Raw genomic sequence first — 12,853 nt, forward strand, 5'->3', positions numbered from 1 at the left:
GAGTTAGATATCTTTATGGCTCTGATTCTAGGTTAAACTCAATCCGGCTCTGTAAAACCATTTCTGCAATTACCGCTCCTCCTTTACCTTGAGCTAAAACCCGCTCAAAACGGTTGATTAATTCGGGAATATTGATCACTTCCTCTACCGATTCTAGATATCTTTCGACAATTGCCCTGATCTTGTATCTTATCTTGGCTTGCTCCGCAACTTTTTCTAAAATTTCCTCGCAAGTCTGCTCAGTTTTAACCACAAAAGTAATGGGATATTTTTGCACTTTATCAATATCTAAAAAATATTTATCAGCAGCTATCGTTTCCGTAACTTGAAAAAATCGTCCTAGGGGTTTCATGACAAAATCTATCCCCCCGTCATTGGCATTTGTTCGACCAGTTTTATATAAAAGTAAGTATTCAGAATTTAACCGATCAGGCGACCATCCCCAATATATTTTCTGTTCCCCATAATACTCTTTAAGAATTGCATAACTGACAATCTCAAAAACTCTAGCATCAATGTTTGGTCTGAGTAAACTCCGAATAAATTCAATGGCTCTCTGGGGTTCTTGCTGTTGAATATCAATCATCTGTTGACAATAGCTGATAAATTGATTAAATGCTTTTTGTCTTGTTTGCACATAGGCATCAATTATATCTATAATGACCAGGGCAATATTAACTTGATTACCCTCTAGATAAAACTTAATTAAATTCTCATTAATCCAGTATCTATTGGTTTTCACATCTCTAATTATAGGCAGATAAGATAAAGTAGGAAAATACTTTTTAAATTCCTGATTTAATCGATGATTGAGAGCATGATTTTGTAATTTATCGCCAAAAGGAAGCTCCCTTTGCCTGCGAAAAAGTGTCATATACTGAGCGCCTTGATAATCGTCGTATCCATCCTTAAGATGAAACTCATTATTAATATAGTCTTCCACTAAAACATAAATGGCATAATGGTTAGCCAATCCTGCTCGAGATTTAGAACCTCGATTAGCGGCTCTAGTTTTAATGTTCAAATATTGCAATAACTCACTAGCATTTAAAATGCTATTTCCCTGATTGGGAAAGTAATTATCGATAATTTTAATAATTATCTTGGTGAATTCATGCTTGACTATCGACATCGAAAAGACTCTCCTGTACAAAGTTAGATTCTTGTTTATTTTCGCTTTTTCTACTATAGCTTTTTTGAGGAGGTAGTAACTTTTCTCCCTTGTATTCTTGCCATCCGAGAATCCGTCGAAGACCAATTTTTAAATACTCCTCTTGTAATTCTATACTAATAGAAATTCTTCCCAAACGTTTAGCTACAGCTGCAGCTGTAAAAGTTCCGGCAAATGGATCAAGCACAATTCCACTCTTGTCAGTGCTGGCCAAAATAATTCTTTCTAGCAATGATTCAGGTTTTTGTGAGGGATGATTTTCGTATTCATCCATGCGATATCTTACCCTAGGGAAATACCAGACATTGCCCGGTACTTTCTCTGTATTGTATTGACTGGGAATCGCTTTTCTATAATCAATTAGTTTTCGTTTTGCTCCAGTTTTTGCTTCTATCTTAATATCCTTTGAATTAAAAGTGTAATTATTTTTATCTTTCACACAGTGAAGTATTGGTTCATACATCGAACCAAAGTATTTTGTTGCTTGTACTCCTGAACTATCATAATGCCAGATAATACGACTAAGAATCGTCATTTTTTGTCTTAAGTAAAGATCGAAGTAAGGCATTGCTTGAGTGCTGGCCATAACATATAATGTTCCCTGGGGTTTCAAGATGCGAAGGCAATGATCAAGAATTTGATTTGCCCAATTTATATAATCATTTTCCGATTCCCATTTGTCGTAAAAATCGGCAAAATGCTTACCTATATTATAGGGAGGATCGAGAAAAATTAGATCTACGGAATTAGAGGCAATCTCACTGGATAAAATCGGCAAAGAATCACCGTGAAATATAACTTGTTCATCAGCTTCGTATCGTTTAAACATGATCATTTTTTCAATTTAAAGTAGTTGGATTTTTACTAGAAAATGGTTCAATTTTTAATCTACTTGACAACTAGGTTAAGATAATCTTCATCCTAGTATTAGATAACTTGTAGTAAATTTCTTGCTACTGCTTCCACTACAGTAATAGGAACAGCGTTTCCGAATTGTTTTTTAGCAATAGCCGGCTGTGGATGATAGATAAAATTATCGGGGAATCCTTGTAATTTACGCGCATCTTGGGGAGTAATTTCTCGAAACTTTTTGGGTTTATAGATTTTCTTTAAAAACAATTGTTTGTATTCTTGGGGATGAGTAGCGGTAATTGAAATAGTAGCAATATAATCTTTAGCACCCGTAGCGGTTAGGGTAGGAATAATATCGGCCGTCGGTAAAATAATCCGATAAATGCCGTTAATTCCCGTCATATTTTTCGAGTTAATGAATTCATACTTACCCTCCTGCGTTTGCCAACAAATCCCCAGAGAAACTAACTGATTTAGTTCCTCGATTTTTAGATCGGGTATAATTTCCAAAAAAGCAGAAAAAGCCACGGGATGACCATCTTTTTCGCCATACTTTTTACTGCGTCTTAATTTCAGCAAAGCTAAACAGATACTTTTTTGTCGTTCCGTAGTTTTGATAATATCCCAAGAATGAATAGTTGTGTGACCATTTCTTAAATCAGAAAAAATAAAAAAGTCATTTAATTCATCTTCTTTTTGAAAACGAGTTCTCGATGGAGGAACAAAACCATTAAATAAAGTATCTGCGGATAACTTAACTTTCTCGACAGGTTGAATATTCTTGATGTCTTCTAAAATATCCAAAACCTTCGGATGGATACCCAAAGGTAAGGGAAATTTAAACCGCTCATAGTTGTCTATATCTTTTCTAATTCCTACGATAAAAACTCTCTCGCGATTCTGGGGTAAACCAAAATCGTAGGCATTTAATAACTGCCAGTAAACTTGATAACCACAACTGGTTAATTCATCGATAATTAACTCTAAATTCTCCCGATTGCGAGGACTAGCTAACCCACTGACATTCTCGAAAATAAAGCTTTTCGGTTGACTTTTCTGGACTAATTTAATCACATCAAACCAGAGTTTTCCCCGGGGGTCCTCAAATCCCCGTAAACATCCCGCCACCGACCAAGGTTGACAGGGAACGCCGCCGACAATAAGATCGAGATTATCGGGTAAATTGCTAATTTTACTCACATCTCCGAAAGCAATTTCATCGCTGTTGAGATAGCTAATAAAATTCTGTTGATAAACTTGGATGGCCTGTTTATCGATTTCTGAATAGCCTAAACAACGTCCTCCCAATTTCTCCAAAGCGATTCTAAAACCACCGATTCCCGCAAATAAATCGACAAAACGATACTGGGGATGGGTGATAACTAGATGTAGGGGTAATTGGGTTTGTGTGCTGACTTTAACTGTGGTTTTCAAGGGTAAATAATTCCTTTTCACCGTCTGGGAAGATGCCTATCTGTATTAATTATTTTAGTATAACTTAAGAGTTTTTTCTCGGTATTTTCAGCCGATAGAGGCACGACAATAATAGACCTCTAACCCACATTACGCACTTCCAATTGTAGTAAGCTGTACTGAATTTAAACTGCGGATTGAAAATTTTAGTACAAATGCTCAAACTTCCTCTCCCTGCTCCCTTCTCCCTTGCAGCCTTAACGAGCAATTTAGATAGTCAACAGCTTATGACTGGTAGCATATAAAATGAAAATAACTTAAGTATTTATACTTATGCTCTTCGGGCAGAAAAAGTGAGAAACTAAAAAAGTTCTCAAAAAATATTCAAGTCAAGAAAAATGTCAAAGATAGAAGTTAAAAATCTAGACCACTTTTGTTCTAGAGCGAAAACAATTGACAAAAATCGCCAAATATCTTTCTCTATAAGGGTTTCATCCCTCGAATCAGTTTTTGCGTCAAAGCCAGCTGAACAAGATTTCTTTGACCGAATTTGGTTCTCTCGCATCCGTGTCTTAACCTGTCGGTGATTCACCAAGATGTGTCAGGTAGTCAGATAAAAAACTTGTTTCTGGGCGGGGAATCCCTACAATAGAAAACAGGATAATTAGTAGCAGATGAAAACCGATGGGACAGTTTTTTAAACAAACCTTCGCTAGTTGCTTGGGAACTTTATTGGGATTATTGGTATTTTCGTCCCTAGGTGTGGGGGGATTAGCATTTTTACTGCTTTCTTCCCTTATTTCTAGCGATAGCTCCTCAGTTAAGGAAAAATCAGTCTTAGTTTTTAACTTAGCCACCAATATCAGCGATGCTCCCCCTAGTTCAAGTTTAGCCGATAGTTTGACCAGTGAGAGTCGGACCACTTTAAATTTACGACAGGTGATAGCAGCGATCGAAAAGGCCACCCTTGATGATAATATTGTCGGTCTGTTACTCTACGGTCGCGACAATATCGGTGAATATGGCTATGCTACCCTGACGGAAGTGCGGCAAGCTTTGGCAAAATTTCGCCAATCGGGTAAAAAAATTATCGCCTACGATATGGAATGGACGGAAAAGGAATATTATCTCGCTTCCGTTGCTGAAAAGGTGATTATTAATCCCGTGGGGAGAATGGAAATTAATGGTTTAAGTAGTCAACAAACCTTTTTTGCCGATGCACTAGAAAAGTATGGTGTGGGGGTGCAAGTGGTAAAAGTGGGTTCTTTTAAGGGTGCAGTGGAACCCTATACGCGTCAGGATTTAAGTGTCCAGAATCGTCAGCAGCTGCAAACCCTACTCGATACAATTTGGTCTAACTATAGTGCCACAGTGGCCAAAAGTCGCAATTTAACCCCCCAACAGGTGCAAACTATTTCTGATACTCAAGGTATTCTGGAAGCAACCACGGCGAAAAAGGCGGGTTTTGTTGATGAAGTGGCCTATTTAGATCGAGTAATTGTTTTAGCTAAAGAGTTGACAGGAGAAGCAAAAAATAAAACTAATGAGGAGGAAAATTCTAGCTCTTTTTCGCAAATTTCTTTAGCTAATTATGCTAGTTCTCTCGATGAGGAGGAAGATAGTAGCAATCAAATAGCGATAGTTTATGCAGAAGGGACAATCGTAGAAGGTCAGGGAGATAGAGGCGAAATCGGTGGGGATAAATTGGCGAAGGAACTGCGAAAATTACAAGGGAAGGAGGAGGTGAAAGCGGTAGTTTTGCGGATTAATAGTCCGGGGGGAAGTGCCACCGCTTCTGAGGTGATTCTGCGGGAAATTAAGCGTTTAGATGCGAAAAAACCAGTAATTATTTCTATGGGTGATGTGGCAGCTTCTGGGGGTTATTGGATCGCCATGGGGGGTCAAAGAATTTTTGCCGATAATGATACAATTACTGGTTCGATCGGTGTGTTTGGATTATTGTTAAATATCCAGAAGATTGCTAATAATAATGGCATCGATTGGGATACGGTGAAAACTGGAAAATTGGCCGATATATCTACTATTACCAGACCGAAAAATCCCCAAGAATTAGAAATTTATCAAGCGGCAGTTAATCGGTTCTATGATTTATTTATCGAGACGGTAGCCAAGGGGCGAAAATTATCCCCAGACAGGGTTAGAACTGTGGCCCAAGGTCGCGTCTGGACGGGAAAAGATGCGGTTAAAATTGGTTTAGTTGATCAAATTGGTGGTCTAGAAGTGGCAGTACAATACGCAGCCAAAACAGCTAAATTAGGAGATGATTGGAGTCTTAAAGAATATCCTCGCTCGCAAAGTTGGCAAGAAGAACTCCTCTCTAATTTCTTGCAAACCTATCTTCCTCCTCTCACTAAAAATAATCACCCTTTGACGCAGGAATGGCAAAATTTTCAGCAGGAATTATTGAAGTTACCTACATTTAACGATCCCCATAGTGTTTATGCTAAGTTACTTTTTAATCTCGATTTTCGCTGATACTTAGGTAAAAATAATGCTCTCTAATTCTGAAATTCTTTGACAAAAATTTCTATGAATCGCCCTAATAGCGTTATTCTTGGTTTAGCCTATATTTTGGGATTATTATCTACAGGTCTGCTAGATTTTAGTCCCCAGTTAAACCGATGGCAAGAAGTGGTAATTAGAATTGTTATTATCAGTCTAATTACCCTGTTAACCACAACTTTTATCCGTCGTTTTTGGTGGCAAAGTCCCCCGCAAAAAATTTGGCTGATAGCGGGATTAATAGCTATCTTTGCCGTTGTTTATCTAGAAATTCGCACTCCTTACCCCAGCGCAAACGATATCAGTCATCTTTTAAAAAATAATGTGGTTAACTCTATTAAAATCACGGGCAGTATTATATCAGAAATTCGTCTCAATCGCCGAGAAAATTTACAATTTTGGTTAGAAGTAAAAGAATTTAGCCTTAAGAATTTACCGACAGAAAAATCCGAGGGTAAACTCTACGTTACTCTACCAAATCTAGCAGAAAATCAGGTTTATCCTGGACAAGAAATAACAGTTAAAGGATTACTCTATCGTCCCCGTCGTGCCAATAATCCCAATGCTTTTGACTTTGCTAATTATCTAGCGCGTCAGGGTGCTTTTGCTGGTTTAAAAGGGGAAATAATTATCGATAAAAAATCACCGACTTGGGGAGTTTGGCAGATTCGTCAGCGCATTGTTGAGGCACAAATTCAAGGACTAGGCCAAGAAAAAGGGACTTTATTAAGTTCGATTACCCTCGGACGACAAGCGGTTAATTTGCCAGCAAAAATCACTGATTTATTTATTAAAACTGGATTGGCTCACATTTTAGCAGCTTCTGGCTTTCATGTGTCTATTTTGTTGGGATTTGTTTTAACTATTACTCGCAATTTATCCCCTAAAAAACAGTTCACTATTGCCGTTACTATCTTAATAATTTACGGCACTTTAACAGGGTTACAACCTTCAGTTCTGCGGGCGATTTTGATGGGAATTGGTGCATTAATCGGTCTGCTTTATAATCGACAAGTTAATAGTTTAGGCTCCCTGTTACTAGCGGCTACAATTCTATTATTATGGCAACCTCTCTGGATTTGGGATTTAGGATTTCAGTTAAGTTTTTTAGCGACTTTGGGATTAATTATTACCGTTCCCTTACTGAAAAATAAAATTGACTATTTTCCTAATTTAATCGCTGAACCTATAGCTATTAGTCTAGCTGCCACTCTCTGGACTATGCCTTTATTAATGTTTACGTTTAACTCGATCGCTCTTTATAATATCCCCATTAATATTATCACAACTCCCCTAATTACCCTAATTAGTTTAGGAGGAGTTTTTACTGCCTTTTTAGGCTTAATTTATCCCCCTTTGGGCAGTATCGGTGCTAGTATTCTCTATTACCCTCTAAAGTTATTACTGCAAATTACCAACTTTTTTAGTCTGCTTCCTTTTAGTACCTACTCCACAGGTAAATTATCCTTAGGAGTGATGTTAATTATTTATATTTGCCTTACCTTAATCTGCTGCAACCTCTGGTTTCGTCAACGCTGGCATTTAGTCGGTTTATTTATCCTCACTTTAATTTTAATACCGATTATTTATCAACATTTGACTTTAACTCAGGTGACAGTTTTAGCCACCAAATCGCAACCGGTAATAATTATTCAAAATCGAGGAAATACTCTCTTAATTAATGGGGAGGAACCCGCAACAGCACGTTATACAGTTTTACCTTTTTTGCGACAGGAGGGAATTAATCAAATACAAGGAGCAATAACCGTCAATAATTCGGCGCAATTCTCAACTATCAGTGAGGACATACCGATTCAAAAAACTATTACTTTATCCCAGTTAGAAAAATTTAATCTCGGCGAAATTACTGGACAATTGCTCGAGAAAAATTTATTTAAATTTCAGGTAAAAAATCAATCTTGGCTATGGATTATCAACCCGAAAATTCCCGTTAATTTATCCCAAGAATTCAGCCCCCTAGTGTTATTATGGCAGGGAAGCAATCTAGATAAACAATGGTTAGAGTCCATTCGACCTCAAACAGCGATCGCCGTCACCAACAATCTCTCCCGTAATGCCAGAAATCAACTGAGAAAGGCCCGGATTAAGACTTACTGGACCGGGAGAGATGGTGCAATTCAATGGACAGCAAAAAATGGATTTCAACCCTTTCTAATTAATGAGTGATATGTACTACCAAAACTGAACAGGGAGCATGATGTACCACATAATTACTGACACTACCTAAGATTAACTCAGATAAACCCGATCGACCGTGACGACCAACAATAATTAAATCTATCCCCTCTTGCTGGGCAACTTGACAAATTTTCTGTCCCGGATCACCGATATAATAATCAGCCTTGGCCGTGATATTATCTTCTTTAGCTCGATCGACTAAACCGTTTAACCAAGCTTGTAATTCCGCCTGCATTTCTTCGGTGATTTGTTGTTCTAAGGCGATCATATCGGGGGGATAACCGCCACCATAACCGATCAGATTACCGTAAATAAAAGTTTCCGTGTAGGGAGTCAAAGGTTGAGACAGACTATAAACAATTCGCAACTCACTAGCGTAGGTTTTCGCTAAGAGAATAGCCGCATTCAATACCTCTGGAGTGGGATCTTGATAATCCACAGCCACGAGAATTTTATTATAGAGTTTGTTGGTATCTCGATCGACTGAGATTGTTTCCGTATTATCCATAGAATTAGCCTCCTCGATAGTAGATAACGTCAGGGTTGAAGTTAATCTTTTTTCCCACCGGCTGCCAGCAATACCCGGGGAAATAGTCAAAAATTGCTGAAAGCTGATGATCGATCGCTGATGATCCCCTACCTCTAGTGTGACATTTTTCGGATAATGTAGCTAAATCCCCAAAAAAATTAACAATTTGGGGAGACTCCGAGACGATACCCTAGGGTTGATTCAAGGTAGGGTTGATTCAAGGTAGGGTTGATTCAAGGTAGGGTTGATTCATGAATCAACCCTACCCAAACCCCGGAGCGCATTAGCTTTTCGGTGGGATGCTTACAGACAGATGCTGATACATTTGTAATCATCTAAGAGTCGCTGATAATTGCTGATTGTCGGTATTTCTGCAAATGTGAGATGCACCCCTAGATTTTTTAGAAAAGTATTTATCTTGAGATATAATACGGTTGAAATTTTTTGCAGCAGAGGCTCTAATCAAATGAATGAAGATAGCAAAAATTATGAGATGCAAATTCTGGCAATGATGATCAATCAGTATTTGGATGATATGGTATCTCTGAGTGAAGAAAAATTAAATCAGCTAGAAGCAAACCGCGATCAGATTGTTTGGGATTTAGCCACAAGAATTTACAAGGAAAGTGGTCATAAAGTAGAATTTCATATAATACGAAACTTAATTAATTCTAGAATTGAAGTTATGAGATATCAGTTATTTTTCAGTCAATCCAGTCTATTGGAATCAAGGAGAATCAATGAAGAGAAAGCTATTAAAATAGCAGAACAAAAAGCTAATGCTGTTATTAACGATAAAAAAAATGATGATACCGATAAAATAACGTCACAAGACAATGAACGAAAATTAGCAATTTTCATCAAAGTTCAAGAGATAATTAGTGATCAATTAGAGGTGGAAAAGTCTGAGATACATATTGATGATGAACTATTTTATTTACAATCTAAGGAAAACGTCGGTAGTTATAGTTCTTATAGTTGTTATAGTTCTTCTAGCTTTTATAGTTCTTATGGTTCTTGTAGTAATGGTTTATTAGTCTCAAATTGGGGAGGAGATGAACTTGATACAGTTGAATTAATCATGGCTTTAGAAGAAGAATTCGATCTTGAACTTTCAGACGAAAAATGCCAAGAATTTACAACAGTGAAAAAGCTAGTTGATTATCTTGCTGAAAATTTAGGCAAGTAACAATATTAATTTTTATCAAAATATCTCAAGTTATCAGCCAAATATAGCTATAATCCAATTAGAGCGAGTTCTAAACCAACAACTTATGATTAGTCGCTACATTGTCCTATGGCTCCCGATGATTGTAATAGGAATTAGTAACGGTATCCTCCGAGAAACCACCTACGGAAAATATCTCGATGAACTACGCGCTCATCAAATTTCTACCCTGACAGGAATCCTCTTTTTTAGTCTTTATATTGGCACTCTTGTCTATTTTTGGGGTCTAGAATCGTCCGGTCAAGCAATTACTATCGGTTTAATTTGGTTACTATTAACAGTAGGTTTTGAATTTCTGTTCGGCCATTTTATCGCCGGTCACTCTTGGTCAAGATTAGGTCAAGATTATAATCTTTTAGCAGGACGAGTTTGGATTTTTGTTCTCTTGGTAATTACTTTTGCTCCCTTACTATTTTATCAACTTTTTTCTTAATTATGAAAGCTATTATCATCAATCGCTATGGCGATAGTAATGTTCTCCAATACACAGAAATAGAAAAGCCAATTCCCCAAGCTAAAGAAGTCTTAATTAAGATTATGGCAGCGGGAATTAATCCGATTGATTGGAAGATTCGTCGGGGAATGCTCAAAATAGCCACAGGTAATAAATTTCCCCTGCAATTAGGTTTTGATTATGGGGGAATTATCGTTGAAAAAGGTAGTCAGGTGGAACAATTCCAGATCGGAGATGAGGTTTTTGGTTTTCTCAATCAATTACCGGGTAGAACCTATGCTGAATATGCAATTATTCCCGCTTCCCTATTAGTTAAAAAACCGCATAATCAGAGTTTTATTGAAGCTGCCGCCACCCCTTTGGCTGCTTCTACCGCTTTGCAAGTCTTGCGAGATTTTGGCGGTATTCAAGCAGGAAATCGGATTTTAGTTAATGGTGCATCGGGAGGAGTGGGTAGTTTTGCTGTGCAGATAGGAAAAATTTTCTCCGCAGAAGTAGATGGAGTTTGTAGTAGTAAAAATATCGATTATGTCACCTCTTTAGGAGCAGATAAAGTTATAGATTATACCCAAGAAGATTGGAGAAAAACTGAGCAGAAATATGATATAATCTTCGATGCTGTGGCTAAGTCTTCTTTTTGGCACTGTCGTCAGCTGTTAAAACCCCAAGGCATCTATATAACCACCCTACCAAATCCCGAAATTATCCTCTTAAATTATCTCACTGCTTGGTTGCCCCAAAAAGGGAAAGTGATATTTTTTGCTCAAGCACAAGCGTCTGACTGGCAGTTTCTCAAAGAAGCGATCGAATCGGGTAAATTAACTGTTAGAATCGATCGCACCTATACTTTTTCCCAGGTGGTAGAAGCTCATAATTATAGTGAATCGGAAAGAGTGCGCGGAAAAATAGTCTTGATCCCCGATTAAGGATAAATAGTTAGGGATTTTCCCGATTTTTTGGGGACCGAGTAAATAGTTTTAAGTAGGTAGAAACAGAGAATTCCTTAATTGGAAAGGTGATAAAAGTCAAGGGATTAATAGTAATAATAATGTTGCGGCTATCCCTTTGTACCGCCTTGATAATCTGTTGAGCCACCCAATCGGCGGACATAATACCCACAGGATTTAAATTACTCTTAAAAGGGCCAAGAATTAGCTTTCTTACCACACAGGGAGCATCTAAACGACGCAGGGTAATCATATCACCGATCGCTCGTTTACTGAGTTCGTAGAGGGGACTAAAGGCAGGATTAACCTCCGCTTCCGAGGTATTCACCCAGACTTCCTTGCGGGCAATTTCCTCGTTAGTGCGGACAGTTTTGAAGAATAATTCCATTAAACGCCAGACGGAAAAAGTATTCACTTCGTAGGCTAATTCGATCGCTTCTGGGGTTCTTTGGCCGTGGACATTAACGCCATGATTTAAAATCAGTATATCTACAGACTTAAATAGGTCCTCAAGTTGCGTTTCTTCACCGATTTGCCATTTTACGGTTTTTACAGGTACTGATTCGCCGTTAATTTCAATAGCGATCGCATTTTCCCCGGAAGTGAGCGCAATCACCTTGGCTCCTTTCAGTTGTAGGTACTTTAACAGCGATCGCCCTAAAGTTCCATTCGCTCCGGTAATGGCGATCGTTTTGCCCTTGAGAGAAAGTGCCGTCCCCATCAATTTATCCATAAAGGTGAAAGTTCCACAATAATAAGCCTTTTGGTTATCAAAATGGTGTCGCCAGTGGTAGGTACGATTAACGCGCCATTGAGCCGGTAAACTCTCAAATTGCCCCGGACGATGGGTTAAATCGGTTAATTCGTCCAGATTGGCGATACCTAAACCTCGACCGATCGCCGTACTGAGAAAAGCCAAAGTATAAAGGGAACCTAACCAACCCAACCAAGGGCGATCGAACCCCCAAGAGTAGGCCAATAGTACAGGTAAAACACTGGCAGCCAACATCACCAAGGCCTCCGGTACATCATTGTACCAGTGCGCCCGACGATAAATTTCCTCGCTCATTACCGACAGATCGGGACGAAAAACCCGATGATGCCAGACGTGCAGACGATAAAGGGGCTGCCAATGGTGGGCCAGAGCATGATAGCAATCACGCACGATCTCCACCCAAATAATTGAGCCACAAATCAGTCCGACACAGAGGAGCAGGTTTGACATAGGGGATAAATGTTAAATTTTCTCAACGAATGTAAACAAAGTAATCTTAGCCAAAAAAGCGCATTTATCGGGTAAAAAGAACCAATAGCCTGAAAAACTGGGGTTTCTTTCCCGAAAAAACTTAAGATTCCGTTAAAAATTTTAACAATTTTCGGTAAGATAAAGCAAGAAGTGCGAAACGTTTAGGCATGAAATAAGGAACCGAATGCCTGAAATAACCGCCTAGTAAGGTCTTCAGTCCCTCGACTGAATCTAACAGGTCAACCCTGACCAACCTTATAACTGTTTATATGTCCCGACGTTTAGTATCAC

At 38.4% G+C, this 12,853-nt stretch carries 10 protein-coding genes; 5 read left to right on the forward strand and 5 right to left on the reverse strand.

Annotated elements, in window-relative coordinates:
• Nucleotides 1-13: 13 nt before the first annotated feature.
• The 3 genes from O9324_RS05725 to O9324_RS05735 form a co-directional block, all read right to left on the reverse strand.
• Entirely contained in the window at nucleotides 14-1,132 is a 1,119-nt protein-coding gene (locus O9324_RS05725; RefSeq protein WP_287628194.1) for a restriction endonuclease, read from the reverse strand.
• On the reverse strand, nucleotides 1,113-2,000 hold the full coding sequence (gene yhdJ, locus O9324_RS05730) for an adenine-specific DNA-methyltransferase (protein ID WP_193956978.1): 888 nt from the start codon (nucleotides 1,998-2,000) through the stop codon (nucleotides 1,113-1,115). Before yhdJ ends, O9324_RS05725 begins: the two co-directional genes overlap by 20 nt.
• A 98-nt stretch (nucleotides 2,001-2,098) precedes the next feature.
• Complete coding sequence (locus O9324_RS05735) at nucleotides 2,099-3,457, reverse strand: DNA cytosine methyltransferase (RefSeq protein WP_288139693.1); 1,359 nt, start codon at nucleotides 3,455-3,457, stop codon at nucleotides 2,099-2,101.
• A gap of 663 nt (nucleotides 3,458-4,120) precedes the next feature.
• On the opposite strand from O9324_RS05735, the gene sppA reads away from it, so the two are divergent.
• Nucleotides 4,121-5,932 (forward strand): signal peptide peptidase SppA, encoded by a 1,812-nt coding sequence (gene sppA / locus O9324_RS05740; RefSeq protein ID WP_288139690.1) that lies wholly within the window; start codon nucleotides 4,121-4,123, stop codon nucleotides 5,930-5,932.
• 54 nt (nucleotides 5,933-5,986) lie between these two features.
• On the forward strand, nucleotides 5,987-8,146 hold the full coding sequence (locus tag O9324_RS05745) for a ComEC/Rec2 family competence protein (RefSeq protein ID WP_288139694.1): 2,160 nt from the start codon (nucleotides 5,987-5,989) through the stop codon (nucleotides 8,144-8,146).
• Here O9324_RS05745 and O9324_RS05750 read toward each other — a convergent pair.
• Nucleotides 8,136-8,666, reverse strand: a complete 531-nt coding sequence (locus tag O9324_RS05750; protein ID WP_288139695.1) for a universal stress protein — start codon at nucleotides 8,664-8,666, stop codon at nucleotides 8,136-8,138. The two genes, O9324_RS05745 and O9324_RS05750, sit on opposite strands and share 11 nt — an antisense overlap.
• A gap of 487 nt (nucleotides 8,667-9,153) precedes the next feature.
• Here O9324_RS05750 and O9324_RS05755 point away from each other — a divergent pair, with 487 nt between their 5' ends.
• The 3 genes from O9324_RS05755 (at nucleotide 9,154) to O9324_RS05765 (ending at nucleotide 11,295) form a co-directional block, all read left to right on the forward strand.
• Nucleotides 9,154-9,876: an acyl carrier protein gene (locus O9324_RS05755; RefSeq protein ID WP_287628189.1), complete on the forward strand. Its 723-nt coding sequence runs from the start codon at nucleotides 9,154-9,156 to the stop codon at nucleotides 9,874-9,876.
• Nucleotides 9,877-9,961: 85 nt separating this feature from the next.
• A complete protein-coding gene (locus O9324_RS05760; protein ID WP_288139691.1) occupies nucleotides 9,962-10,348 on the forward strand; it encodes a hypothetical protein in 387 nt (128 codons plus the stop codon).
• Between the two features lie 2 nt (nucleotides 10,349-10,350).
• The gene (locus tag O9324_RS05765; RefSeq protein WP_288139692.1) at nucleotides 10,351-11,295 is read left to right on the forward strand and encodes an NAD(P)-dependent alcohol dehydrogenase; all 945 of its coding nucleotides are present in this window, start codon (nucleotides 10,351-10,353) and stop codon (nucleotides 11,293-11,295) included.
• A gap of 10 nt (nucleotides 11,296-11,305) precedes the next feature.
• Here the strand turns inward: O9324_RS05765 and O9324_RS05770 are convergent, their stop codons facing one another.
• Entirely contained in the window at nucleotides 11,306-12,541 is a 1,236-nt protein-coding gene (locus O9324_RS05770) for a bifunctional sterol desaturase/short chain dehydrogenase (protein ID WP_002764862.1), read from the reverse strand.
• Nucleotides 12,542-12,853 lie beyond the last annotated feature (312 nt).

This window comes from Microcystis sp. LE19-84.1B, from assembly GCF_027531875.1.
Taxonomy (GTDB): domain Bacteria; phylum Cyanobacteriota; class Cyanobacteriia; order Cyanobacteriales; family Microcystaceae; genus Microcystis; species Microcystis panniformis.

Bases quoted from the DNA above. Each gene is read 5' to 3' on its own strand.
- sppA (WP_288139690.1), top strand. From the start codon at position 4,121: ATGGGACAGTTTTTTAAACAAACCTTCGCTAGTTGCTTGGGAACTTTA.
- O9324_RS05745 (WP_288139694.1), top strand. From the start codon at position 5,987: ATGAATCGCCCTAATAGCGTTATTCTTGGTTTAGCCTATATTTTGGGA.
- O9324_RS05750 (WP_288139695.1), bottom strand. From the start codon at position 8,666: ATGGATAATACGGAAACAATCTCAGTCGATCGAGATACCAACAAACTC.
- yhdJ (WP_193956978.1), bottom strand. From the start codon at position 2,000: ATGTTTAAACGATACGAAGCTGATGAACAAGTTATATTTCACGGTGAT.
- O9324_RS05770 (WP_002764862.1), bottom strand. From the start codon at position 12,541: ATGTCAAACCTGCTCCTCTGTGTCGGACTGATTTGTGGCTCAATTATT.
- O9324_RS05765 (WP_288139692.1), top strand. From the start codon at position 10,351: ATGAAAGCTATTATCATCAATCGCTATGGCGATAGTAATGTTCTCCAA.
- O9324_RS05725 (WP_287628194.1), bottom strand. From the start codon at position 1,132: ATGTCGATAGTCAAGCATGAATTCACCAAGATAATTATTAAAATTATC.
- O9324_RS05760 (WP_288139691.1), top strand. From the start codon at position 9,962: ATGATTAGTCGCTACATTGTCCTATGGCTCCCGATGATTGTAATAGGA.
- O9324_RS05755 (WP_287628189.1), top strand. From the start codon at position 9,154: ATGAATGAAGATAGCAAAAATTATGAGATGCAAATTCTGGCAATGATG.